This window comes from Mycobacterium branderi, from assembly GCF_010728725.1.
GTDB lineage: Bacteria > Actinomycetota > Actinomycetes > Mycobacteriales > Mycobacteriaceae > Mycobacterium > Mycobacterium branderi.
Window position 1 is genome coordinate 134,035 of sequence record NZ_AP022607.1, and the last position, 24,484, is coordinate 158,518.

The 24,484-nt window shown below is 66.5% G+C and carries 21 protein-coding genes and 1 pseudogene; 8 read left to right on the top strand and 14 right to left on the bottom strand.

Annotated elements, in window-relative coordinates; all coding sequences use genetic code 11:
- The first annotated feature begins 30 nt into the window (after positions 1–30).
- Positions 31–291 (top strand): hypothetical protein, encoded by a 261-nt coding sequence (locus G6N47_RS25565; RefSeq protein ID WP_083130849.1) that lies wholly within the window; start codon positions 31–33, stop codon positions 289–291.
- A gap of 27 nt (positions 292–318) precedes the next feature.
- Entirely contained in the window at positions 319–705 is a 387-nt protein-coding gene (locus G6N47_RS25570) for a putative toxin-antitoxin system toxin component, PIN family (protein WP_264007046.1), read from the top strand.
- Positions 706–919: 214 nt separating this feature from the next.
- Here the strand turns inward: G6N47_RS25570 and G6N47_RS25575 are convergent, their stop codons facing one another.
- The 7 genes from G6N47_RS25575 to G6N47_RS25605 form a co-directional block, all read right to left on the bottom strand.
- Complete coding sequence (locus tag G6N47_RS25575) at positions 920–1,126, bottom strand: type II toxin-antitoxin system VapB family antitoxin (RefSeq protein ID WP_083130851.1); 207 nt, start codon at positions 1,124–1,126, stop codon at positions 920–922.
- Between the two features lie 115 nt (positions 1,127–1,241).
- Positions 1,242–2,867, bottom strand: a complete 1,626-nt coding sequence (locus G6N47_RS25580) for an AMP-binding protein (protein ID WP_083130852.1) — start codon at positions 2,865–2,867, stop codon at positions 1,242–1,244.
- 17 nt (positions 2,868–2,884) lie between these two features.
- Positions 2,885–4,093, bottom strand: coding sequence for an amidohydrolase family protein (locus tag G6N47_RS25585; protein WP_083130853.1), 1,209 nt, complete (start codon positions 4,091–4,093; stop codon positions 2,885–2,887).
- A gap of 100 nt (positions 4,094–4,193) precedes the next feature.
- Positions 4,194–5,000: an enoyl-CoA hydratase/isomerase family protein gene (locus G6N47_RS25590; protein ID WP_083130854.1), complete on the bottom strand. Its 807-nt coding sequence runs from the start codon at positions 4,998–5,000 to the stop codon at positions 4,194–4,196.
- Entirely contained in the window at positions 4,997–5,965 is a 969-nt protein-coding gene (locus G6N47_RS25595; RefSeq protein ID WP_083130855.1) for an acyl-CoA dehydrogenase family protein, read from the bottom strand. Before G6N47_RS25595 ends, G6N47_RS25590 begins: the two co-directional genes overlap by 4 nt.
- Positions 5,955–7,127, bottom strand: coding sequence for an acyl-CoA dehydrogenase family protein (locus G6N47_RS25600; RefSeq protein ID WP_083130915.1), 1,173 nt, complete (start codon positions 7,125–7,127; stop codon positions 5,955–5,957). The genes G6N47_RS25595 and G6N47_RS25600 overlap by 11 nt, the downstream gene beginning before the upstream one ends.
- Positions 7,128–7,173: 46 nt before the next feature.
- Positions 7,174–8,274, bottom strand: coding sequence for a serine hydrolase domain-containing protein (locus tag G6N47_RS25605; protein WP_083130856.1), 1,101 nt, complete (start codon positions 8,272–8,274; stop codon positions 7,174–7,176).
- Positions 8,275–8,309: 35 nt separating this feature from the next.
- Here G6N47_RS25605 and G6N47_RS25610 point away from each other — a divergent pair, with 35 nt between their 5' ends.
- Together G6N47_RS25610 and G6N47_RS25615 are read left to right on the top strand one after the other, a co-directional pair.
- Complete coding sequence (locus G6N47_RS25610) at positions 8,310–8,930, top strand: TetR/AcrR family transcriptional regulator (protein ID WP_083130857.1); 621 nt, start codon at positions 8,310–8,312, stop codon at positions 8,928–8,930.
- Between the two features lie 230 nt (positions 8,931–9,160).
- Positions 9,161–9,940: an enoyl-CoA hydratase/isomerase family protein gene (locus tag G6N47_RS25615; protein ID WP_083130858.1), complete on the top strand. Its 780-nt coding sequence runs from the start codon at positions 9,161–9,163 to the stop codon at positions 9,938–9,940.
- 13 nt (positions 9,941–9,953) lie between these two features.
- On the opposite strand, the gene G6N47_RS25620 is transcribed toward G6N47_RS25615, so the two are convergent.
- The 4 genes from G6N47_RS25620 to G6N47_RS25635 form a co-directional block, all read right to left on the bottom strand.
- Positions 9,954–12,947, bottom strand: a complete 2,994-nt coding sequence (locus tag G6N47_RS25620; RefSeq protein WP_083130859.1) for a protein kinase domain-containing protein — start codon at positions 12,945–12,947, stop codon at positions 9,954–9,956.
- A 326-nt stretch (positions 12,948–13,273) separates the two neighbouring features.
- Positions 13,274–13,573: a ribbon-helix-helix domain-containing protein gene (locus G6N47_RS25625; RefSeq protein WP_083130860.1), complete on the bottom strand. Its 300-nt coding sequence runs from the start codon at positions 13,571–13,573 to the stop codon at positions 13,274–13,276.
- Between the two features lie 60 nt (positions 13,574–13,633).
- A complete protein-coding gene (locus G6N47_RS25630; RefSeq protein ID WP_083130861.1) occupies positions 13,634–14,365 on the bottom strand; it encodes an alpha/beta hydrolase in 732 nt (243 codons plus the stop codon).
- A 3-nt stretch (positions 14,366–14,368) separates the two neighbouring features.
- Positions 14,369–15,520: an amidohydrolase family protein gene (locus G6N47_RS25635; protein WP_083130862.1), complete on the bottom strand. Its 1,152-nt coding sequence runs from the start codon at positions 15,518–15,520 to the stop codon at positions 14,369–14,371.
- Between the two features lie 280 nt (positions 15,521–15,800).
- Here G6N47_RS25635 and G6N47_RS25640 point away from each other — a divergent pair, with 280 nt between their 5' ends.
- Positions 15,801–16,550 (top strand): maleylpyruvate isomerase mycothiol-dependent enzyme family protein, encoded by a 750-nt coding sequence (locus G6N47_RS25640; RefSeq protein ID WP_083130863.1) that lies wholly within the window; start codon positions 15,801–15,803, stop codon positions 16,548–16,550.
- Positions 16,551–16,594: 44 nt separating this feature from the next.
- Here G6N47_RS25640 and G6N47_RS25645 read toward each other — a convergent pair whose 3' ends face one another.
- Positions 16,595–17,827, bottom strand: coding sequence for an IS110 family RNA-guided transposase (locus G6N47_RS25645; RefSeq protein WP_163659576.1), 1,233 nt, complete (start codon positions 17,825–17,827; stop codon positions 16,595–16,597).
- Positions 17,828–18,191: 364 nt separating this feature from the next.
- Here G6N47_RS25645 and G6N47_RS25650 point away from each other — a divergent pair, with 364 nt between their 5' ends.
- The 3 genes and pseudogenes from G6N47_RS25650 (at position 18,192) to G6N47_RS25660 (ending at position 21,149) form a co-directional block, all read left to right on the top strand.
- Complete coding sequence (locus tag G6N47_RS25650) at positions 18,192–19,451, top strand: CaiB/BaiF CoA transferase family protein (RefSeq protein WP_083134276.1); 1,260 nt, start codon at positions 18,192–18,194, stop codon at positions 19,449–19,451.
- Between the two features lie 53 nt (positions 19,452–19,504).
- Positions 19,505–19,903, top strand: a complete 399-nt coding sequence (locus tag G6N47_RS25655) for a Zn-ribbon domain-containing OB-fold protein (protein WP_083134277.1) — start codon at positions 19,505–19,507, stop codon at positions 19,901–19,903.
- A 34-nt stretch (positions 19,904–19,937) separates the two neighbouring features.
- Positions 19,938–21,149 (top strand): annotated as a pseudogene (locus G6N47_RS25660) (thiolase family protein).
- 3 nt (positions 21,150–21,152) lie between these two features.
- On the opposite strand, the gene G6N47_RS25665 reads toward G6N47_RS25660, so the two are convergent.
- Together G6N47_RS25665 and G6N47_RS25670 are read right to left on the bottom strand one after the other, a co-directional pair.
- Complete coding sequence (locus G6N47_RS25665) at positions 21,153–21,947, bottom strand: enoyl-CoA hydratase-related protein (RefSeq protein ID WP_083134278.1); 795 nt, start codon at positions 21,945–21,947, stop codon at positions 21,153–21,155.
- Between the two features lie 35 nt (positions 21,948–21,982).
- Positions 21,983–24,316, bottom strand: coding sequence for a CaiB/BaiF CoA transferase family protein (locus G6N47_RS25670; protein ID WP_083134279.1), 2,334 nt, complete (start codon positions 24,314–24,316; stop codon positions 21,983–21,985).
- Between the last annotated feature and the right edge of the window lie 168 nt (positions 24,317–24,484).

Here is a 24,484-nt window from a genome sequence, read left to right on the forward strand (position 1 = left end):
TGAAAGCCGTTTTTCTGTCAAAATGGTGGAATGGCACGAAAGAAGACCACTGTCTATATCGACGAAGCGCTGCTTCGCGCGGCGAAGGTAGCCGCTGCCCGGTCGGGTAAGCGCGAATATGAGGTATTCGAGGACGCCTTGAGGCGGCACCTGGGATTCGCCGGGACCCTGGAGCGGATCTGGGCTGGCATCAGCCCCGAGGAGGCCCCCAGCGAGAAGGAAGCCACGCGACTCGCTGCCAAAGAGCTGGCTGCAGTACGCGCAAAGCGCACCCCGCGCCAGGCGGGCTGAGGCCTGGACCAACCACTGCGGGTCGTCATCGACCCCAACGTATGGATCTCGGCTGTGATCAACCCGTATGGCACCCCCGCGCGGGTCGTGCAAGCCATAGCGGACAACGCGATCACCGCGGTGGTGACCCAGCACCTGCTCGACGAACTCGCAGCCGTCCTGATCCGACCGAAATTCCGACGCTGGATCAACGTCGCCGACGCGATCGCCTTCGTCGAAAGCCTCGGCGACCATGCCGACCTGCGCGACGACCCCGGACCACCCAAGATAGGAGTGCGGGACCCAAACGACGACTACCTGGTCGCCCTCGCCGAAGCAGCTGACGCGGTGATCGTCACCGGCGATGATGATCTGCTGCGGGCCGGACTCGAACCGCCAGCGATCACACCCGCTCAGCTCCTAGAACGCCTGTGAACACCATCAATATGCACGTCCACAATTACGTACATATGGCTATATAGACCCCACGACAGTTGCGATACGCGATCCGTTCCTGGCCCAGCTGAGAGCGCGCCCCTATTCCACGCGGCAGGACCAAGCCCAATGAGGTACTGCACCAACATGTTCCATGCTTCGGACATGGTCGGCAGTACCAGGATCTCGACCCGCGCCGACGGGTCAACGAGGATCAAATGTCGGTGTGGGTCTCCGCCGGAACGTCGCCGATGGCCTTGGCGCCTCGCATTGCCAAGGCCTCATCGCGCGTCATGGGTTGGCCCGCAAGGTGGCGCAGCGCGAGGTCGACCCCCTCGGTCTTGGTCCGAATACCGTAGCGGTCCATGATCATCTGGACGTAAGTGTCCTCGATCTCGAGGTTCATACGGACCCGGCTCATACACTTTATTTACACGCCACGCGTGAACAAGGTGTATACGCAGGTCTCGCTGTCTGTGCCAGACGGGGGCGCGGGTGGTAGCGGGGCGGCGCCATGGGCGAGTATGCCGCAGTAGTCACGCGTGACCGCGGCGCCGCGGCGCCCGCGACAGGTCGTCGCGGAAGTTTCGCCGCAGGATCTTGCCGGTCGCGGTCTTCGGGATCGCGTCAACGATTTCCACTTCGCGCGGGTACTTGTAGGCGGCCAGCTGGGCACGGCAGTGCCCGATCAGCTCGTCCGGTGACACCGAATGGCCTTGGCGCAACGACACATACGCCTTGACGGTTTCGCCCCGGTACGGGTGCGGCACGCCGATGACCGCGGCTTCGAGCACGGCCTCGTGGGTGTAGAGCACGTCTTCGACCTCGCGTGGCCATACCTTGTAGCCGCTGGCCACGATCATGTCTTTCTTCCTGTCGACCAGGTAGTACCAGCCGTCGTCGTCGGCGTAGCCCACGTCGCCGGTCCGCAGCCAGCCGCCGCGGAACGCGGCCGCGGTCTCCTCAGGGCTGCGCCAGTATCCGGGAACGACCTGCGGGCCGGCGACCGCGATTTCACCGATCTGCCCGGCGGGCAACGGCGCACCGGTGTCGTCGAGCACCGCGATCCGGGTGCCCGGCATCGGCCGCCCGACGGACAGGGCTTCGGTTTCGGCGCCAGTCGGGGCCCGCTTACCCAACGGGACCGCCAACACCGGCGAGGTGGTTTCGGTCATTCCGTAAACGTTGTGGATGTAGACGCCGAATCGCCGCTCGAAGCGTTCGACGGTCGCTGCCGCGACCGGTGACCCGCCCGAAGCGATTTTCCTCAGCGTCGCCAAATCTCCTGGCGTGGACGCCGCAGCGTTGGCCAGCGCGATGAACACCGTGATCGCGCCGACGGTGAAAGTCGCTCGGTGCCGGCGGATCATGTCGATCACCGCGGCGGTGTCGAAGCGGTACGACAACACCAGCGGCGCGCCGCACACCAATGCACACGCGATGTGGCCGCTCAGCCCGGTGACGTGAAACAGCGGCGCCACGCCGAGTACCACTTCGTCGGCGCTCAGGTCGAACCACTCGCGGTAGCAGCGCCCTCCGGTGGCGATGTTGCGGTGGGTGTTCATCGCGCCCTTGGGCGCCCCGGTCGTGCCTGACGTGTAGGTGATCACGGCGAAGTCGTCGAGCGCAGGCGATGCGGGTGGCGGCACCCGGCCGTCGTGTCCGGCGATGAGCCGGCGGAGCTCCTCGGCTCCCGGCGGTGTCGGCAGTCGTGATCGGGGCAACCCCGGATGACCCGCTGCGGCAAGCCAATCCAGTGCGCTGGTGGTGATCACCTCCCGCACCGAGCTGGCCGTCAGCACCTCGGCCAGCGCCGGCGTGTGCAGCTCGTCAAGTGCGAGCAAGACGGTGGGCGTGGCGTCATCGAGCAGCTTAGCGACTTCGGCCGGGGTGAGCATCGGGTTGATCGGGACGGCGATGCCGCCCAGCTTCCAGGCCGCAAGCAGCCCGAGGACGTACTGCGGCATGTTTTGCAAATACAGCGCGATGCGGTCGCCGGCGACAAATCCGTTGTCCGCCAGGGCGGCTGCCAGCGCGTCACTGGCGCGGTCGACATCGCGTGCGCGCAACACGGTGTCGAAGTAGATCAGCGTCGGCCGGTCGGGGTGCCTCGCCGCGGTGCGCCGGAACGCCTCCAGGACCGTGACCGGATCGCCGGGCATGGTTGGTCCTGAGGTGATCAGCCGAGGCTGCCGGTGAGCTTCATGCCGTTGTCGCGCAGGAACTTGCGCCGAGTGGTCTCGCCCAGGCCGTCGAGCCGGTAGTAGAACTCGGCCGGCTCGCGCAGCCCCTCGGCGTGCGGCCAGTCCGAGCCCATCAGCAAGGTGTTGTCGGTTCCGAGTCGTTCGATCAATTCGGCGGTGTCGTCCTCCGGGTAGGGAACGACCCGGACATTGTTTTTGAAGATGGTGCTGGGCCGTTCGGCGAGTGGGCCTCCCAGCCAGGGGCCGAGTCGGCCCATTCCCCGGCTCTTGTCCATGTGCCGCAGGAAATGGGGCACCCACTCCGCGCCGAACTCGCTGACCAGGACCGTGATGTTGGGGAACCTGCCGAAGAGGTTGTCGAAGATCAGCGCCGAGAGCGTGTCGGTGATCGGCCGCTCGCCGTAGGTGTTTTGCCATTGCCACGCCGAGAACTGGAATGGCGGACGCAGGCCCCAGCCCCATTGCGAGGCAACGTTTTCCTGGTAGTGGAATTCGGCGATGTGGTAGCAGACCACGGCATGTGCGTCGTTGATGCGCGCCCAGAACGGGTCGAAATAGGGGTCACCCGGCGAACGCCCGTACGCGGGCCCGGCCGGTAGCGTGATGAAGCGGGCGCCCGCCTCGAGGACCCGATCGAGTTCGGTACAGGCACGGTTCAGGTCGCGCATCGACAGCATCGCCGGTGCGTAGATGCGGTTGCTGAAGTTGAAGCCCCAGTCTTCGTCGATCCACTTGTTGAAGGCCTCGAGGTTGTCGTAGAGCGGGTCGATGCCGTTCAGGTATTCCTCGGCCATCAGCGCCCAGCCGCCCGGGTACATGATCGTGCGCTCGATCTGCTGCTCGTCGAGCTGCTTGAGCCGCGCCTGGCGGTCGAGGTATTCGGCCTGCATCGGTTCGTAGAACCGCTCGGCGTCGGCGGCCTGCCCGGAGGCGCGCCGGCGCAGCATCTCGGCCAGCGACCCGGGCACGTAGGCCTGGTCGAGATCGTTTTCCAGCGCGGTCACGATCCGGTCGTTGGCCAGCAGCACCTTGCGGCCCGACGGCGCGATGATCGGGCGCACCGCCGTGTCCAGCTTGGAGCTGGGCATGTAGCGGGTGAAGCAATCCTCCGCCTCATACGAGTGCTGATCGAAATCGGTGAGCTGGTAGGGAAGTTCACCGACCGTGTTCTCGATGAGCGCCATGACAGTACGTCCTTCCAGAGCCGTCCGACCGCCGGGACACACCTAGTATACATGTAAACTATACACGTACGGTAGCTGGGCCCGGGCGCGCGGCGAGGTTTCAGCGGCCGGTGAACTTCGGCGGACGCCGCTCCAGGAACGCTTCCTTGCCCTCCTGCGCGTCGGCGCTGGGCCCTACCCACAGCACCGCCTGCTCGGCGTCACCCAGCGAGGTCTCCAGCGTGTTCTCCAAAGCGCGGCGCATCATGAACTTCACCGCGCGAAGCGCCAACGGCGGCCCGGCGGCAAGCTTTTCGGCGAGATCCACCGCGCGCGAGGCCAGCTCGGCGTCGGCGACCACCTCGGTCGCCAACCCGAGTGCCTGCGCGGTGTCGGCGTCATAGATCTCCGAGAACGCCACCATCCGGAAAGCCCTGTCATAGCCCATGATTCGCGGATAGAGCCACGCGCCACCTTCATCGGGCAACAAGCCGGCCCTGGCGCTGGTGTCCCCGAGCCGGGCGCCGGCCGCGACGATCCTGATGTCGCAGGAGAGCGCGAACGCCAAACCGCCGTTGACCGCGAGCCCGTTGACCGCGCAGATGACCGGTTTGTCGAGCCGGTGCAGTGCGGTGACAACAGCGTGGGAATCCTCCCGCAGTTCGCGCGCACGGCCGAGCTGATGGCCGAGGGCCTCGTCGAATCCCGCGTCGGGTGAAAGGTCCCCGCCGGAACAAAAGCCGCGGCCCGAACCGGTCAGGATGAGCACCCGGATCGCGTCATCCAGGCGCACCCGCCGCAGGCCCTCCAGGATCTCCGCACACATCCGCGGGGTATAGGCGCCCAGCCGATGCGGGCGATTGATCGTGATGCGGGCGATGTGCTCCCCGACGATCTCGAATACCGCGTGGGCGGCGGCATCGGTCATAGCGGCGGCCCGGCCGGAATGCGTTCTGTCTCGAGCAGCGTGGTGCCGATGTGCTGCAGGGACATCCGCCAGCTTCCGTAAAGCGCATCGAGAATGGTTGCCCGCTTGACGTAGCGGCCCAAGCGATGCTCGCAGGTCAGTCCGATGGCCCCGCAGACTTGCAGGCATGCGCGGCTGGTCGCATCCCAGGCGCAGCCGGCGTAGGTCTTGGCCACCCACGCGTCCCACCATGTTCCGGTTTTGCACGCGACGTCGATGAGTTCGCGCGCGCCCGCCAGCTGGGTATGGCACTGCGCGAGACGGTGCCGCGGTGTTTGGTTGACGCCGATGGGGCGCCCGAACTGTGTTCGCTGCCGAACGTGCTCGACCGCGATGCCCAGCATCGCCGAGGCGTTCCCGGCCAGTTCCGCCGCCAGGGCGCGACGGCCCGCGGTGACCGCGCCGGTCCAATCACATTTGCGCGCTTCGGTTTCAGCGATCGAGACATCGACGCGGACCCGGTACAGCGCCGATGCGGGATCGAAACCTCCGACGGCGCCGGCGGCCGTTGCCAGCCGGTCCGGTGCCAGCAGGAAGACCGTCGAGGCGGCGTCGTCGGCGGCGACCACGCAGCCCGCGGCGCTGGCCGGATCCGTCAGTGTGACGCCGTCGATCAGTAACCGGCCGTCCATGCTGCTGATGCACGTCGCTGCGCCCAGCGGATGAAGCACCGCCGGTGGGCGATGGCCCGGCTCCGGCTCGCACAGATCACCGCCGGCGGCGTCGATGAGGACGGTGTCCAGCGCGGCCGACGCTCGCCCGGCCTTACCCTGCTCGGTGAAGAGCAGATCGACCGCGGCGACCGGATCATCGCGCACGACATCGCGCCAGCCCAGTTGCGCCAGCCCGGCCACGAGGTCCCCGTTGTCGCGGGCCAGCAGCTCGTGGATCGATTCCCTGAGCAGGAGCTGGGTGTCAACGTCCAACGGTGGTCTCCCTGGGCAGCTTCAGGACACGGTCGGCGATGATGCTGTGCTGGATTTCGCGGGCGCCGCCGTAGATCGACGCGGCACGTGAGTACCACCATTCGTCGCGCCACCGCTGCGCCTCGGGCCCATCTCCGATGAGCACATCGGTGCCCAGCAGCGCCATCGACGCATCCAGCACGTCCTGCTCGGCGGTGGACAACAGCAGTTTGTCGACGCTGGTCTGTTCGCCGACGGTTTCCTGTGCCGCCAGCCGGCCCAGCGTGGATGACGTGCGTGCGCGCAGGGCGGCAAGGCTCAGATATGCCTGCCCGACGGCCGCGCCTGCCAGTGGATATGTTGCGGTGTCCCAGGGGTTTACGTCCGTGGTGCGCAGCAGCTTCTGCAGGCGGCTGGCGCAGATCGCCATCCGCAGCCAGGCGTAGGTGCCGCGCTCGTACTGCAGCAGGTCCATCGCGACCGACCAACCGGCGCCGACGTCACCGATCAGCCGGTCGGCGTCGACGACGACATCGGTGAAGAAGAATTCGGCGAGCTCCTCGCGCCCGCCCGCCAGGGCGATCGGACGCCGCTCGACACCCGGGGAATCCAGGTCGAAGAGCAGCATCACCAGTCCGCGATGGCGGTCGCTGACCGGGCCGGTGCGGGCCAACAACACCATCCGATCGGCGTGCGCTCCGTAGGAGGTCCAGACCTTCTGGCCGTTGATCACGAATCGGCCGTCGTCGCGCACCGTCGCCCGGGTGCGCAGCGCGGCAAGGTCGCTACCCGCCTCGGGTTCGGAAAAGCCCTGGCACCACAGTTCATCACCGCGCAGTGCGGCAGGCAGCACGGCTGGCGCCAGCTGCGGGGCGTGGTTGATGACCGCGGGCCCGACAACCTCGAGGACCTGCAGATGATGCGGAATGTCGTAGCCGTGCAAGGCGAGTCGCTCGAGGATCTGGCAGCGGATGAGCGATGAGCCGCCCAATCCGCCCACTTCGGGCGGCCAGCCCCATCGCACCCAGCCGCCATCGAAGAGCCAGTTCATCAGCTGCCGCGAATTGGCCAGCTCGGCGCCGAGGTCGCCGCCGGGCGCCCTCAGTTGCGTCAGCCGATCGGCCGACGCGGTCAGCGCATCCTCGAACGCGTCGACGATGCGGCAGGTCTCGGGCGCCACCATCGTGGCCACTATACATGTATAGGCGCGAGTGACAATACCGAGCAGGTCAGCCGAAGCAGTCCGCGGCCAGATTCGCGATGTTGATGATCCGGTTCAGCCCGCGGCGTGAACGCTCATAGCCCGTCGTCGGATAACCGTTGGTGAGAAAGGCGAACGAGAGCCCGGTCTCGGGGTCGGCGAAGCCGATCTGGCACGGCGCCCCGCCATGCCCAAAGGTCTGCGGGCCGGTGGCGGTCGGCAGGAAGGCCCGCGACGTTCCGTCGTCGCCGGCCACCACGACGAACAGCGCGACGTTGCCCGGCACACTGGGTGTTCCGCCGCGCTCCCCGGTGACCGGCAGGGTGACCCGCACCCGCAGGGCATCCTCGATGACCTCTCGCCGCCACAGCGGCGATGTCATCAGAGCCTGATACCAGGCGGCGAGATCGGCGGCGGTGGCAACCATGGAGTGGCTCGGCTCCCCGGCCGCCAGGATCTCCGGGCGCGCCAGATACCAGGGGCCCCAGGGGTTTACCTCGCAGTCATCGTCATCGGTCCGCACGAACGACGCGACGTCGTGTTGCCGCTCGACCGGCGGACCGATTTCGATGCTGTCCAAACCCAGTGGTCCGGTCAGGGTTTCGCGCAGATACGTCGCGATCGGCCGGCCGGTGAGCCGCTCGCACAGTTCAGCGATGACCCAGGCCGCCGAGGTCAGATGGAATTGCAGCCTGGTGCCGGGCTGATAGGTCAACCGCCACTTCGAAAACGCCCTGAGCCGCTCGGCGCGATCGAGCATGTGCGGATACCCCAGCGGCGCAAGCGGAAAGCCGCCTACGTGAGTGACCACCTGCTCAACCGTGACGACGTCTTTACCCCGAGTGCCGAATTCGGGAATGTAGGAGGCGACCGTGCGGCCGATGTCGAGCAGACCGTCGGACATCAGTTTCCACAACACCCCGGCAACCACGGGCCGGCCGGCCGACTGCAGCACATAGCGTGTCGACGGGTCGGCCGCACCGAAAGTTTCCGCGGCATATTGCACACCGCCGACATTGAGAGCCACCTGCGCCGAGGGCAGCGCACCGCTGTCCACCTCCAGTCGGCAGCGCTGCAACAACAGATCAATGCGGCGCGGATCAGGTTCTCGCTGCGGTGCTGCGGTCACAATCCTCCTCTGCTGTACGCGTATAGTCAGTGGGCGTGGCTACCAAGAAAGCGGTGAAAGAGCGGGCCCCGCTGGGCCGGACGCTTATCACCTCGACCGTCGCCGAGATGATCGACGAACTCGGTGTCGAGGGTGTCACCATGCGCTCGGTCGCCGCCCGGCTGGGAGTGTCGGCCATGGCGCTCTACCACCACGTCGAGGACAAAGACGAGCTGCTGCGGATGGTCGGCGACGAGCTGCTCGGCCAGATCGAGCTGCCCGACCCGAACTCCGGCGATTGGCGCGAACTCTTCACCGACATCGTAACGGCCGCGATGGATGCGCTGCGCACCGTTCCCGGTCTCAGCGCAGTCCTGTTGACCAGCAAGCTACTTCCCAACGCGCGCAAGATCGTGCTGTTCTGCATTCATCAGTTCGAAAGGGCCGGACTGGATCGTGACGCCGCCCGCGTGGCGTACGCGGCGGTGCACCAGCTGGTGCTGGGCCGGCTGCTCGTCGAGGAAAGCCCGAACTTTCAGTTGAGTGCCGCGCCGCACGCCGACGACGAGATCCGCGACTATGTGACCAAGCTGCGCGCACCGGACTCCTTCGACAGCGCGCTGTCGGCCTTGTTGGATCACTATCTACCGCCTCCTCGCCGCCGTCGTTCTCGCTGACTCGGACGCTGACGCCCGACCGCATGCCCGTAACTATACATGTAAAGTTCCGGATGGTAGTGTGCTCGCATGCGGCCTACCCAACTGAGGCCGGATACCCGTGGAGTGCACATGCGCAGCGAGCTGCATGAGATCGGTTATGCGAACACCGATCCCGAGATGAGGGCATCGAAGATCCGCGCAGCAGCACCCGACGTTGCCACCGCGCGCGGTGAAAGCACGGGGCACTGATGTACGGGCTGCCGCCCGAACTTGTCGTCACCGCCGACGGACCCATCCGGGTGGTGACGCTGAACCGGCCCGCGGACCTCAATGGGGTCAACCGCGCGATGCATCAAGCGCTGGCCCGAGTGTGGGACCACCTCACCGCCGACGCCGATGCCCAAGTGGTGGTGTTGACCGGACAGGGTTCGGCCTTCAGCGCGGGCGGCGACTTCGACTACATGCAGGAAAACATCGACGATGCCGAGCTGCGCGCCCGGACCATCGACGAGGGCCGCGCGATGGTAACCGGGATGGTGCGCTGCCCATTGCCGGTCATCGCCGCGGTCAACGGCCCGGCGGTCGGTCTGGGCTGCAGTCTGGCCCTGCTATCGGATTTGGTGTTGATGGCCGACACCGGCTTTCTGGCCGATCCTCACCTGCGCATGGGATTGGTTCCCGGCGACGGCGGCATGGTGTGGCCGGCGCTGATCGGGTTATCCCGCGCGAAGGAGTATCTCTTTCTCGGCGAGCGGATTTCGGCGCAGCAGGCAGTGCGGTTCGGGCTCGCGATCCGGGTCGTGGCAGCCGATGATCTGATGAGCGAGGCGATGAGCCTTGCGGCGCGGCTGACGAAGATACCGTCCCGCGCACTGCGCGACACCAAACGCGCACTGAATGCCTACCTGGAAGCCCAGCTGCCGCAGGCCTTCGAGCGGGCCTTCGCCGGCGAGCTGGCGAGTATGCATTCGCCGGAACACAGCCGGGCGGTGGCCGCCGCCAAGGCCAAATCGGCGACCACACCTTGATCGCCCCGGCGGGTCAAGACCCACCGCGCAGTGCACAGGCCACGGCTTGGTCGAAACCCATTGCGGCACCTTCCCGAGTGGCTGCGCCGAACTCTTCGTCCCCGAGTGTCTCGCGAGCCCGCTGTTCGCATTCATCGTGAAAGACAGCAAGGTCCGGCAGCACCGCCGGCGACACACCGATCCAGTTGCCCAATTTCGCCGCGGCGCCCATCAGCACCGCGGCGCGACGCGGATCACTGTTGGCCCGCGCAATCCATGCCAGCGTCTCCAGACACGCCGCAGCCGTGCGCGGATCGTCAATCTGCTGGGTGAGCCGAAGACACTCGCGCAGAAGCTCTTCGGCGCGTTCGGTCTTGCCGTGCCGCCACCAGCCGACCCCGATCGACCACAACGCATACGAGCGAAACACGACCTCTTGAGCCGATTCGGCGGCCGCGAGCGCCTTTTCCTGCCAGATCAGGGCGCGTCCGATGTCGCCGCGGGATTCCAGCGCCCAGCCCACCAGCATCATCGCGCCAACCCGCACGGTGGGGTTGTCGTCGGCTTCGACGGCGGATTCAAAGCGGGCCAGGGCGTCATCGGCGTCGCCGCGCATCAGCGCCGCGAAGCCTTCGGCGGTGGCCGCCATGGCGCGTGCCGGCGGGTCGGTCGTCTGCTCGGCCAGTGTGCCGGCCTCGGCTGCCCACGCCGATTCGGCGGCAAGATCGCCCTGCAGCCCGGCGATCATCGCGGCGGCGTAGAGAGCGCGGATCCGTTCGACGCTCGGCTCGGACGGCGTTGCGCCCAGCGCCCGGTCCAGCCAGCGGTGCATTTCGCTGAGGAACCCGCGCGCAACCGCATACAGGTAGAGGTTGGCGACCATCTCCAGCGCGATCTCGGGGGACTCCGACAGCGCAAACTCCATCGCTTCACGCAGGTTGTGCGATTCGGGCTCGAGGCGGGCCAGCCAGCGAAGCTGGCGCGAGCTGAACCACTCATCGGCTGCGTCGGCCACGAGCCGTCGATACCAGCCCAGATGGCGGCCGCGCAGCTGCCGGTAATCGCCCGCCTGCCTGATCTTTTCCCGGCCGTACTCGCGCAGCGTATCGAGTAGCTTGAACCGCACCCCGCCCGGCGATTCGGCACGAATCAGGATCGACTTGTCCACCAGCGCGGTCAGCAGCTCGACCAGCTCCTGCGGCGACAGCTCGCCGTTGCAAACATGTTCGGCCGCTTCGAGTTCGAAGCTTCCGGCGAATATCGACAGCCGCGCCCACAGCCGCTGTTCGGAAGGGGAGCACAGGTCGTAACTCCAGCCGATGCTCCATGCAAGGGCCTGTTGGCGGGCCGGTGCGGCGCGGCTGCCCTGGGTCAACAGTGTGTAGCGGTCGCCGAGCCGCTCCAGGATCTGTTCGGGCGACATCGCGCGCAACCGTGCGGCGGCCAACTCGATCGCCAGCGGCAGGCCCTCGAGCCGGGAACAGATGCGGGCCACGGTTTTTTCGTTGTCGCCGGTGAGGGCGAACCCCGGCACCGCTGCCGCGGCGCGCTCGGCGAACAGTGCAACCGCGTCGTAACCGGGCTGTCCGCGTCGCGGTTCGCGGTCGGTGGCGGGAACCGACAGCGGAGACAGCACCACTACCGCTTCGCCACCGATGCCGAGGCGCTCGCGGCTGGTCGCCAGGATCTTCAGATCGGGGCAGGCCTGCAGCAGCGTCTCGGCGAGCTCGGCGGCCTCACCGACCACCTGCTCGCAGTTGTCGAGGATCAGCAGGAGCTTGCGCGGACAGAGGAATTCGACCAGTACGTCGCGCAACGATCTGCCGGATTCGTCGCGCAAGCCCAGGCCCCCGGCGACGACGTCGACCACCAGCGAGGGATCACGCAGATCGCCCAATTCGACCAACCGCACGCCGTCCGCGAAATCGGCCGCCGCCTCACTGGCCGCCCGCAGCGCCAGCCGCGTCTTGCCCACACCGCCGATTCCCGTCAACGTCACCAGCCGCGACTCCGACAGCATTCGTTGGACCTCGTGCAGTTCGGCGCGCCGACCGATGAAGCTGGTCAGCTCCAGCGGAAGTGTCCCGGGCAGGGTGCGAGTGGCGCCGTGGGGTTGCAGTCGGCCGGACCGGTGGCGTCGGCGCAGCGCGAGGTCGTCGACGGGCAGGCCGTGCCCCGCCTGAATGCGTTGCAGTTCCTCGCCCAGCGCTGCGGCTGATGGGCGGGCGGCGGGGTCGCGTGCCATTGCCTTCTCGATCACCGCCGAAACGGCTTCCGGGATGCCGATGTCGCGCAGATCCGGCACCGGCTCGGTGGCGATGCGCAGGAATTGCGCGACCATCTGCTCACCGGACTTGCGCTCGTAGGCGGCATGCCCGGTCAGCGCGGCGAACAAGGTGGCACCCAGGCTGTAAGTGTCGGAGGCCTGGCTGGGCGGCTCGCCGGACAGGATCTCCGGTGCAGTGAACGCCGGCGACCCGGTGAAGGTGCCGGCAGCCGTCGTGAAACCGCCTGTGATATGCGCGATTCCGAAGTCGGAAAGCGCCGGCTGGCCATAGTCGGTCAGCAGGATGTTGGCGGGTTTGACGTCGCGATGCAGGATGTCCAGCCGGTGCGCCGACTCCAGCGCCCCGGCTATCTTCACACCGATTCGCAGCACCTCCTCGACCGGCAGCAGGCCCAGCCGGCTGATCCGCGCCTCAAGCGACCCCTGGCGGTGGTACTGCATGACGAGATAGGGATATCCACCGGTGGTCTGACCGACCTGCAGCACGCCGACGATGTTCGGGTGTCCGGTGAGCCGGCCCATGGCCCGCTGCTCACGCAAGAAGCGTTCCCGATGCTCATCGAGCTCAGTGATCAACACCTTGACCGCCACGACCCGATCCAGCGCGGCCTGTGTGCACCGGTAGACGATCCCGAAGCCGCCGCGCCCGATTTCCTCGGCGTCAGCGAATCCGGCCGCATTCAACTGCGAGACGACGGCGGGGCCGACGTCGCGCTGCGTTCGGAAGGGATCGCTGTCCATTTCTGATCGATGCTCGTCGCGCCAGCGACCGCGCAGGCCTCCTGCACGTGAATCGAGCATAGTCCCCGAGCAAACTACCGGTACACAGATTTCAAGCCAGTTCGCCGACTCGGCGAACTGGGTTGCCCAGTGAAACGTGCCCAAGAGTGGATGATCCCGACGCATGCGCAAGTCAGTTGGTCACACACACATCGACATGCGCAGCTGCTTTATGAGTACAGAACTACGGTGGGGGTGCGCATACGAATCATGTGCCGCTGTGGCAGCTCAAACAGCTTGGACCACAGTACTATTCGCCATCCGCCTTAGCTGATACCCCAGCACCTTCAGCGCGCTGACTTGCCGGGCATCCTCCCGGCAGCGCCCACGCTACCCACCAACCCCTGTCGGCGAACTTCACCGGCAGTACACGACGTCGTCGATCTCACCTGGTTGCGCTGAAATCCCGTCCGACCCGAAACGCGAAAGAGACCGCCAAAGGTCATCCGCGTCCGACTCGAGGGTGGCGAAAGCACGGCGTCGAGACCCATGCAGATGAGCTCGGACTTGGAAATACCGCGGCGGCGGGCCTCGGCGGTGGCCAGTGCATCGAGCTCTTCGGGGATCGTGATCGTGATCGCCTTCATGCCTTCACAATACAGATTCATCGGTGTCCGCTCTCGCCGACGGCGGGGCGATCAGCTCAGTTAACCGGTAAGTGCGATAAGCGCGCTCGCGAGCTCCCACGGATGGGTGATCATGACTTCGTGGCCCGCGTCGATACACACGAGATCATCCACGCCGCCCAGGTTTTGGATGAAAGCCCGCTGTTTCGCCTCAGGTAGGGCGCGATCTCTCCGGGTCACGATCCAGCTCGTGCGCATTGAGCCGGGGAAGCCCCCGACCTGCGCCTGGGTCAATAGCGCGGAACTTTCCGGCACGATACCTTGCTTGATCTTCGCGCGGTGTCCGGAAGTGGCGCAGTTACTGAAGCAGTAACGCACGAGTCCGGGCGGGATCCTGTCGATCACCGGTGCCCTGTTGACCAGGTGCCGCACGACACGTTTCAAACCGAATGGCAAGGTATCCAACACACATTCGCCGTCGGCCGGCACACAGCACGCCACAAAGATGACATGTGGCACCCGGTCGATTCCGAGCCGGTTCACTACCCCGGACAGGATCACGCCGGCGAGGGAATGACCCACCAGCACCAGCGGCCCATCGCCAGGGATGTGCCCGGTAATCTGCTGCGTCACACCGCAAACGCAGTCATCGATAGTGAGATAAGCGAGATCGCCTGGCACAGAGCGTCTTCCCGGAAGGTCGACGACCAGCGTCTCGATATCGGGCCGAAGCGCAGCGATGACATCAATCGTGTCCGCCCAGCAGCCACCGGTGTGCAGCCCGCCGTGAACGAAAACCAGCCGGGTCGCCAACGCTTAGACAGCAGATCCGCTGTAGGCGGCGACAAGCTCCTGCGAGATCGGGAAGTGGAACAGCTCTTCGGCGTTCTTGTGCGTGATGAGCTCGACCTCGTCACGCGGAATCCCGTCGAAGACTTCCTTGGCCGACAGCTGAGTCTTGGGGAACGGGGTGTCGGCGTGCGGATAGTCCGACTCCCACAGGATCCGGTCGACCCGGAAATCATGCCGGTACTTGATGCCGATCGGCTCCTCGATCATGCAGAAATACATGCTGCGCTTCGCGACATCGGACGGCTTGATCTGGGCGTTCTCCACATGCGACCAATATTGGTGCCGCTCCCACTGCCGGTCGGCACGCTCGATAGCGGCGGGGATCCAGCCGATGCCTCCCTCGGACCAGACCACCTTGGCGTCGGGGTACTTACGCAGCAGCGGGCTGACCATCAAGTTCACCGATGAGCGCGCCGCATAGGCGAAGGCGGCAGCGATCTCGGTCATCGGATTGACACCCTCCAGCGACACCGCAGCCCCGCCGGATCCGATGTGCATGCAGATCGGAGTCTGGTCCGACTGGGCGGCGGCAAACAGCGGCTCCCAATAGCCGCCGTGGAAATTGGGCAGGCCCACAGCATGAGGGTCTTCGATGAAGCAGATGGCCTTGCTGCCCAGCCCGACGCACCGCTCGTGCTCCTTGACGGCCAGGTCGATGTCCCACACGGGCAGGATGTGCATCGGCACGAACACGTCGGGGCCGGTGCCGCACCATTCTTCGAGCATGTAGTCGTTCCATGCCCGCACGCATGCCAGGGCGAGTTCCTTGTCGTCGAAGGTCGCGAACTTGCGACCGCCGAAGCCGGGCAGCGACGGGAACGAGACCGACGCGAAGATGCCGTTGGACAGCAGATCCTTGCGGCGCTCTTCGGGGTTGTAGCAGCCGGGGATCATGTCCTCGAACCGTGCCGGCTCCATGCCCCATTCCTCGCGCGGTTTTCCGGCTACCGCGTTCAGTCCCATGGTGAGTTCGCGGCCGCCGTCCCACTCCCACAGCTGCCGGCCATCCACCTCGACGACGTGGGGAGCCCGGTCCTTGAACTTCGCCGGCACCCGGTCGGTCCACACATGGGCCGGTTCGACGATGTGGTCGTCGACGCTGAACAAGGTAAACACAGGCCCTCACCTCTTCTGTACTGGTGTAACCGCGATCACGCCTGGGGCCATGATTGCACCGCTGCGCTGCGAAATGAGCCGCGCTGACCGGAACGCCATTTGCGCCCGGAAGGCTCGCGCGTCCTTCCGGGTCGCGGGATCGCGCAATACGCTCCAGGTACGTCCCACCGGCTGCGGTGCGCGCGCGACCGGGGCCGAGCGGCGCTCAATCGCATCACGGTCCGACGTTCGGGTTGGCTATCGGCTCGTGCGCACTGCGGCGGTCGCAGGAGGGAAGGCTATGCGCTCGGACACCACGCCGGCAGGGGCGCGAGACCTACCGGCGATCTGGGCTGAGACGGGCGGGCGCATCATCGAGCTTGTCCGTCGTTTGCCCGGCGACGCCGGCGGTGTGGTCGTTCCGACTGTGCCGGGCACCACGATCCGCGATGTGCTGGCTCATTTGATCGGCACCGCGACGGAAGCAACGGATCACCGTGCCGGCGTGCGGCGCGGGCCGTTCACCCTGCCGTCGGCCAACGGCGCCCCGTGGGACGCCACGCCGGGCGAGTTGCTCACAGAGTGGGAGAAGGTGGCCGACAAGCTTCACGGACACATCGGTTCGGACCCGCAGCTGGCGTCGGTCTTGATCACTGACGCGGCGATGAGCGAACACGACTTGCGCACCGCGCTGGACGCACCGGGCGCGCGCGACGACGTCGCCATCAAGGTAGCGCTGGATGAACTGTCCGGGCGGTTCTCTGATCGGGTGGCGACGGCGGCTCTGCCGCCGCTGCGGGTGACGGTCGAGCAGTGGGGGACGATCGTGGGTGTCGGACATGCTATTTCGTGTGTGGTCGCCGACCGCTTCGAGTTCGTGCGCGCGATGTCGGGGCGGCGCTCGGCCGCCGAGGTCCGCCGGTGGAACTGGGGCGTCGACCCGGACGCATACCTTCCGGTCATTTCCGAAGTGGGTCTTCCGGCCCGGGATATCCACGAACGTGACCCCCGCATTCCCGAGCACATGCGCGACCGCGAGTTTGTGCTCTAACTCTTCACCAAATCAACGAGAAAGACATCTCACGAAGTTAAGAGTCAAGCCACGAGCGAGAGAGGAGGTGGAAACGCCAGGTGTTCGTTGTAGAGCCGGCCGGTCTGCAGGCAGTGGTGGAGTTGGCCGAGAAACTTGTTGAACAGGTGCCGTTGGGCTTGGTGGTTCCAGTCTCCGGCGGCGCGGCGGGCATCGTAGTGGCGACGCGCGCCCGGCGAGGCGCGCAGCGATCCCAGTGCCCAGATCGGGCCGACGGCGGCCAGTCGCCGGTTCTTGATGTGGCGGTGCAGGACAACGGTTTTCTTGCCGCTGGCGCGGGTGATGGGGGCGGATCCGGCGAAGGCTTTGAGTCCGCGGGCCTCAGCGAAGCGGGTTCGGTCATCGCCGATCTCGGCGAGCACCCGGGCGCCGGCCAACATCCCCAGGCCGGGGAAGCTGGTGATGATCTTGGCGTCCGGGTGTTGCTCAAAATGGGCGATCGCCGCCTCGGCCAGCTCGTCGGCCGCGGTGCAGGCGGCCTCGAGTTGGCGCAACAACGCCGCCAGTTGGATGCCCATCGCGTTTTCCACGGCCGGCGGTTGGTGCAGGTAGGTGTCGGTGAACACGGCGCGCAACCGCTCGATATCGCGGTCGAGATGGCGTCGGCGGCCAGCTTTGGTCAGCAGTCGGCGCAGCCGGGCGGGAGTCAGCGTCGCCGCCTGCGTTGGGGTCGGCGCAGCGGCCAAGATGGTGCGGGCGTCGGCGCGGGCCAGTCCACCCTCGGGCAGCCCGGCGAACGCGGCGATGGCGGCCGGGTAGAAGTCTTTGAGCAGGTCGCGGATCTGGTTGCCGATCTGCTGACGCGCCCAAACCGCATCTTGCTGGGCGCGGGCGAGCACCCGGATGGCTTGGGCCAGCTCGGTGTCGGCGGGCAGCGGTCGGTGCGCGGCGGCATCGGTGCGCACGATATTGGCCAGCAGCACCGCATCGGTGGCATCGGATTTGGCCCCCGACACTGCATGCCGTGCCCGGTACCGCGAGGCCGCCAGTGGGTTGATCGGGTAGATCACCCGGCCGGTTTCGCGCAGCGCGGCCACCCACAGTCCGCGATCGGTTTCGATCCCCACCGGGATTGGATGCGCGGCGCTGTCACCGGCCTCAGCCAGCAGCGTCAACAGAGCCGCGAACCCGGCCGCATCATTGCTGACCCGTCCGCGGGCCACCACACGCCCGTCGTCGTCGATGACGGCGACATCGTGATGTTCAGTGGCCCAATCAATTCCACAAAACAAGCCCAAGGTGTCATCACTCCTTCGATCGATGGTTATGCCGTCACCGGTGGACTCACGCGGCGCCCTAATCGCGGGACTCTTAGGTCCGTCATCTCACTAGCCGTCCGTGACTCCAGCTCACCGCAGGACCTCGTTCTATCGAAGAGCTCAAGGCTCGGGAAACACAGTCGGGAGGTCAACCCTGCGGTGGGCTCGGGCAACGGCATCCCACCACCACCGGAGGTGATCTGCCGCCAGGCGCGCCGTTCTTTCTCTAGACGTCGAGCGTCGGGACAAACCAGGCATCACCTGACAGCAGACCAACCAGGAAACAGACCCTGGTCGCCACCACGACCAGCAATCCATCCCTACTAAACGATTAGGCCCTTAGGTGGGATTGCTCAGCGGAATCAAGGTGCTCGAGTCGGCCCAGCTGTTCAACGGCGACACCTTAGGGGCCCTGCTGGGTGATCTGGGCGCCGACGTCGTCAAGATCGAAAGCCCGTTCCGCGGAGACTATCTGCGCGACTTCCTCGGCCAAGTCACCCCGCACAACAGCCCCGCACACCTGCAGGTCAACAAAAACAAGCGCAGCATCGCGCTGGACCTGCGAAACGAACAAGGCAGAGACGTGTTTTGGCGGCTGCTGGCGAGTGCTGACGTCTTCGTCGACGGCAACTCCGCAGACGCGATGAGCAAGCTGGGCGTCGGATACCAGCAGCAACGGGCACGTCGCCCCGAGATCGTTTACTGCCAGTACACCGGATACGGCGCGACCGGGCCGTATGCGACGATCCCCACTCACGGACAGATGATGAACGCCGCGGCCGGCGCCACGTTGGTGGAGATGGACGACGCGGGATTCGTGCGGCCGTACCGCGGGCCGCAGCCGTTCAACGGAATCGCCTCCGGCGGGGAAGGCACCTCGGCGGGCGCCACGTTCGCCGCGCTGCATGTCGCCGCCGCGCTGTTCCAACGGGAGCGCAGCGGTGAAGGCTGCTACATCGACGTCGCCGCATCCGAGGCGGTCATCTCCTCGGCGTGGATCGCGGCGACTTACCAACTCAACGATGATCGGATCGCCGACCGGCGCTCACTGCCCGACCCGGTCAGCCCCGACGGGACGGCAAGCGCGAAGTACCAGTTCTACCGCACTTCCGACAACAAGTTCGTGCTGTTCTGCTGCATCGAGCCGGCATTTTGGGCGAATTTCTGCAGGCTCGCCAACCGCGAGGACCTCATCGCAGAATCCGGTAGCGGCCCAGTAGATTTCGCAGTCGCCGCCGATGCCGACCAGACTTTGCGCCGCGAGATCCAGAAGGTCATCGAGACGCGCACCCAAGCCGAGTGGGTCACTCTCGCAGCCGAGCATGATCTGGCGATCGGCCCGGCCCTGCAGCACAACGAACTTCGCAGCGATCCCCAGTTGAGCGCGCGGGGAGCGTTCATCGACACCACGCATCCGGTTGCCGGCCCGTTCACCCACGTCACTCTTCCGGCGCTGGTCAACGGTCGGCGATCGACCGACATTCGGTGCCACGCACCGGCTTTGGGCGAGCAAACCGACGAGATACTCACCGAGATCGGACTGGATCGCAAGGCGATCGCCGCCCTGCGCGGGGCCGGCGTGGTCGCGGGGCCGGCCACCTGATGCTGCCGTGCGTGCGTTCGCTAGCGTCGACTACACACACAACGGAGGTTGTCATGGCCGGGCAGATTCCACTGGTCGACTATCTGGTGCTCGACGACGGCGAACCGCACCTGGTCGCGCAGGAATGCACCAACTGCGGTGCCCGATTTTTCGACCGGCGCAACGCCTGCGCACGCTGCTTCACAACCGAGTTCAAGACGGTCCCGGTCGCGACCGAGGGCACCGTGCGGGCGTTCACGATCGTCACCTTCGCCGCGCCCGGCATCCCCACCCCCTACGTCGCCGCCGTGATCGACTGCGACAGCACCCAGGTCCGGGCCAACCTCATCAACGTCAACCCGGATCCCGAGCACGTCCGCGACGGGATGAAGGTGCGGCTGGCCATCTACCCGATCGGCACCGACTCGCAGGGCACCGAGGCGATCGGCTTCGGCTTCGAGCCCGCCGCATGACCAACCACGCCCCGATCACAAAGGAGCAGTGACGATGAGCGCCGGCGACGATATCTGGATCCTGGGGATCACGATGACCAAGTTCGGCAAGCATCCCGATCGCGACACCGTTGACCTGGCCGCCGAGGCCGCGATGGGCGCGCTCTGTGACGCCGGCGTGACCATGGCCGACATCGGTGTGCTGGCGGCCGGCAACCTGATGAATGCCAGTGCCGGGCTCGGTCAGCAGCTTCAGAAGCAGATCGGCCAGACCGGCATCCCGGTGTATAACGTGGCCAACGCCTGCGCCACCGGGGCCACCGCGCTGCGCACCGCCATCATGGCCGTCAAGGCCGGTGAGGTCGACTACGGCATGGCGGTCGGCGTCGAAAAGCTTTCCGGCGCCGGGCTACTCGGCGCGGCCGGCACGAAAAAGGACGACACCGATGTCTGGACGCCGACGGGCCGCTATGGCGCGATCGCACCGGTCGACGGGCGGATCGGCACCGAGTCCATGCCCGGCGTGTTCGCCTAGATCGGCACCGAGTACGGCCACAAGTACGGCGGCACCAGCTTCGAGCTATTCGCCAGGATCAGCGAGAAAAACCATGCCCATTCGACCCTGAACCCGCTGGCGGCCTACCAGAAGCGCTTCACGCTCGAACAGATCATGAACGACGTCATGATCGCCTACCCCAACACCCGGCCGATGTGCTCGGCCAACTGTGACGGCGCGGCGGCCGCGATCGTCTGCAACGGTGAGACGTTGAAATCGCTTTCGCTGGCCCAACGCCGGCGCGCGGTCAAGGTGTCGGCGTCGGTGCTGACCACCGACCCCTACGAGGAGGGCTGTCAGGTCCTGCCGAACGTCAACACTTTGACCCGCAAGGCCGCGGTGAGCGCCTACGAGCAGGCCGGCGTCGGCCCGGGCGATCTGGATCTGGTCGAGCTGCACGACTGCTTTGCCACCGCCGAACTGGTGCACTACGACAACCTGATGCTGTGCGAAGAGGGCGGCGCGGCCGACTTCTTCAACTCGGGCGCCACCTGGCGCGACGGCTCCACACCGGTGAACGTCTCGGGCGGGCTGCAGTCCAAGGGCCACCCCATCGCGGCCACCGGGATCGCCAACATCTGGGAGATCTGCCACCACCTTCGCGGCGAGGCCGGCGACCGCCAGATCGAGAACGCCAGGGTCGGGCTGGCTCATGTGATCGGGCTGGGTTCGGCTTGCGGGGTCCACATCCTCGAGAGATCGGCCGCCTGACCCTCAGCGCCACTTCCACTGGGGCGGGCGCTTTTCCAGATAGGCTCGGCGGGCCTCGGCGCTGTCCTCGTAGCCGAGCAATCGGGCCGTGTAGTCCTGTTCGGTGCGGTAGGCATCTTTCAAGGGCATGTTCTCGACACGGTTCATCGATTCCTTGGCGAGCCGCAGGGCGATGGGGCTCTTCTCGGCGAGCGCGGCGGCGATCTCGCCCGCGACGTCCAACAGCTTGTCGCGCGGAACCACCGCACGGATCGCGCCGAGCCGGTAAAGCTCTGCGGCGGGCACTTTTTCGCCGAGGAAGAACATCTCACGTGCTTTGTGGCGCCCGACAAGTTGCGACAGGTGTGCGCTCGCGCCGAGGAGGCCCACGTTGATTTCCAGCGTGCCGAACGAGGCCGATTCGGCCGCGACCAAGATGTCGCAACAGGCGGCGAACGCGACACCGGCCCCGATGGCCGCGCCGTTGATTGCGCCGATCACGGGTACCGCACAGTCAGTGATCGCCCACATCGCCTCGCGCACAACACGGCCGGGGTCGGTCTGCAAGACCGGGGATGCTGCGGCGGCATCGCGCCGGTCGGCGACCGAATCGAGATCGGCGCCGCCCATGAACGCCCGATCGCCGGCAGCGGTGAAGATCGCCGCCCGCACCTCACGCCGGTCATCCAACGAGCGGAACGCGTCGCGGATCTCGAGCAGCGTTGCGGCATCGACGGCGTTGACCGGCGGGCGATCCAGCGTGACGGTCGCGACGTGATCGGCGACGTCGACACGGACGACGCGATTTTCCTTGCCCATGGCATCTCCTGACGCCGGCGCGTCCGGCAGTTCGACTACCTGATTGAGCCGCGCTCGCGCAGTTCGGCGATCTTCTGCGGGCCGTAGCCATGCTCACGCAGAACTGCCTCGGTGTCGGCGCCGAGTTCCGGTGCAAGGCGGTGCGGCGCGGTCGCCGCGCCGCTGACCCGCACCATGACCGCGGCTTCCCGGACAAAGCGGCCATCACCATCCGGCACCTGCGCCACCCGCCCGATTGCCTGATTGATCGGATCACGGTGAAACGCTTCATTGTTGCTGCGGGTCTTGGGAATCATCACCGCCACCGCCGCCGAGCGCAGCAGCCGCACCCAGTCCTCGCTGTCGCGCTTGAGGAACAACTCGGAAAGCAGGTCAGCCAGCTCGTAGCTGTTCTGCATCCGCAGATCGTGGGTCGCAAAGCGCGGATCGCCCAGGATCTCGATGCCGAGGGCTGCCTGCAGTCGCTCGATCTCCGCGTCGCTGAGCGCCGTCACGCAGACCCAGCCGTCGCGGGTTTCGTAGAGCCGGTCCAGCGGGCCGATCCCGGTCTGCAGGGGGTCCAGTCGCTGGGCCCCGAGGACCGTTCCGTCTGGCCGGCGAACGATGTGAGCCGCGTGGCTCATTGTTGCGTTCAATTGGGGGTTCTCCACGTAACAGCCGGTGCCGCCACGGGCTTGGTGCAACAGGGCCATCAGGATGCCCACCGCGCCAGTCAGGCCGTTGCCGGGATCTTCATTGCCCAGCGGCCACATCGGCGGATTGAATTGACCGCCCACTTCGTAGCCGATTCCGACGTAGCCCGACATCAACGGCGCGAATGATTGCCGCATCGCATCGGGGCCCGCACTTCCCCACCCGGGCGCGTAGAGGTAGACGGCGTCCGGATTGAGTTCGTGCACCCGGTCGTAGCCCAGGCCGACCCGCTCGGCCGCGCCGGGACGCATGTTGTGAAGGACACCGTCGGCCCACTTGATCAGTGCGTCTCGCGCCGCATGCAGCTCAGGGTCCTTCAGATTCAGTGAGATTGCCCGCTTGCCCGCCGATGCCGATCGAAACGGCCGCTGGATTCCGCGCAATTGATCGCCCAGCGTCGTCTCGAGCTTGATGACGTCGGCGCCGAGGTCGGCGAGAAGCCGCGAACTGTAGGGGCCGGCGTAATAGGCCCCCGCGTCGAGCACCCGCAAACCCTGCAGCAGCGGCGTGTCATCGCCAGCGCCGCCGGCTGCCGGCGTGGGCACGTGATCGGAATGCGCGGGCGGGCACTGGCCGTCGTGCTGGCCGGCCAGCGGCGCAGCGCAGACCGGACCATCAAGGCGCAGCCCGTTGAAGCGGATGGCCGGTGCCACCTGCTCCAGCGGCCCGAGCACCGGGTCGTTGAGCCGGACCACCATCTCGTTGTGCCGGACCTGCGGTGCGTCGAAGATTTCTCCCGGGTGCAGTTCCGGTATCGCGCACACGTCGGCGTCCAGCAGCCGCTTGAGCCACACATCCCTGGGCTGGGACTCGAAGATGGCCGGAATCTCCTCGAGCACGACCGTGCGCTCTTCCTCGCTGAGCGGCCGTCCCATATCCGAGCCGTCCTGCGAGACCCGAATCTTGTTGTCCAATCCGAGTTCTCGGATGAGGCGGCCGAATGCGCCGACTGCCCCGGTGTGCACACCAAGGTATTCATCGTCTGCGCAGCGGAACGATTGCGACACAATCCTTACGGTGCCCGGCACGATCGGCGGAGCTGATCCGGCGTTGTCGGCGTCGCCCCAATACAGCGCCAGATAGCTCAGCGCGCCATCCACCAGTGACGTCTGCACGTGTCGGCCCCTGTTGTCACGGGTCCGCCGGTAAAGCGCGGCAAGAGAACCGATTACGGCCAGATACGCCGCACCGATGCTGGCAAAGGGCAGGCCCTGATAAATCGGCGGCGGCCGCATGCCCCGCTGCTCGGCGGTCACCCCGACGTAGGAATGAATGATCGCCTCATGGCCGGGGACATCGGCCAGGGTGCCGTCTTCACCGAAGCCGGAAATCGAGGTGTACACCAGCTGCGGGAAGGCCTCGTGCATCCGGTCCCACCCAACCCCCAGCCGCTCGGCCACGCCGGGACGCCAGCTGGTGACGAAGGCATCGGCGCCCGACAGCAGCTCGAACAGCGCGTCGCGCCCGGCGCCGGTTCTCAGGTCGCACTGCACGCTGCGCTTGCCGCGATTGAACACCGCGTACTCGGTAGCGAGCACATCGCGAAATGGGTCACCCCCCGGCGGTTCCACCCACCAGACCTCGGCGCCGTAGTCCGCCAGCAGACCGGTGGCGCGAGGCCCCGCTATTCCCCGCGAGCAGTCGACCACTCGGATCCCTTCCAGGGGACCGCTCACCCGCACACCTCCATTCGCCGGCGCATCGTTGCCTGTCAATGTAGGAGCGAATGGGCTTCTGCGAGGCGATCGGCCACGCAAACGCCGCTTTCACCGCGGCCGTTGCCGTCGAGACTGATTTCTGCCGATGATGGCCTGGGTCACACCTCGAGAACGGGGCAATCCTGA

Bases quoted from the DNA above. Each gene is read 5' to 3' on its own strand.
- G6N47_RS25580 (WP_083130852.1), bottom strand. From the start codon at position 2,867: ATGCCCGGCGATCCGGTCACGGTCCTGGAGGCGTTCCGGCGCACCGCG.
- G6N47_RS25620 (WP_083130859.1), bottom strand. From the start codon at position 12,947: ATGGACAGCGATCCCTTCCGAACGCAGCGCGACGTCGGCCCCGCCGTC.
- G6N47_RS25600 (WP_083130915.1), bottom strand. From the start codon at position 7,127: ATGGTGGCGCCCGAGACCTGCCGCATCGTCGACGCGTTCGAGGATGCG.
- G6N47_RS25640 (WP_083130863.1), top strand. From the start codon at position 15,801: ATGCGCTCGGACACCACGCCGGCAGGGGCGCGAGACCTACCGGCGATC.
- G6N47_RS25565 (WP_083130849.1), top strand. From the start codon at position 31: ATGGCACGAAAGAAGACCACTGTCTATATCGACGAAGCGCTGCTTCGC.
- G6N47_RS25625 (WP_083130860.1), bottom strand. From the start codon at position 13,573: ATGAAGGCGATCACGATCACGATCCCCGAAGAGCTCGATGCACTGGCC.
- G6N47_RS25590 (WP_083130854.1), bottom strand. From the start codon at position 5,000: ATGACCGATGCCGCCGCCCACGCGGTATTCGAGATCGTCGGGGAGCAC.
- G6N47_RS25575 (WP_083130851.1), bottom strand. From the start codon at position 1,126: ATGAGCCGGGTCCGTATGAACCTCGAGATCGAGGACACTTACGTCCAG.
- G6N47_RS25655 (WP_083134277.1), top strand. From the start codon at position 19,505: ATGGCCGGGCAGATTCCACTGGTCGACTATCTGGTGCTCGACGACGGC.
- G6N47_RS25615 (WP_083130858.1), top strand. From the start codon at position 9,161: ATGTACGGGCTGCCGCCCGAACTTGTCGTCACCGCCGACGGACCCATC.
- G6N47_RS25585 (WP_083130853.1), bottom strand. From the start codon at position 4,093: ATGGCGCTCATCGAGAACACGGTCGGTGAACTTCCCTACCAGCTCACC.
- G6N47_RS25665 (WP_083134278.1), bottom strand. From the start codon at position 21,947: ATGGGCAAGGAAAATCGCGTCGTCCGTGTCGACGTCGCCGATCACGTC.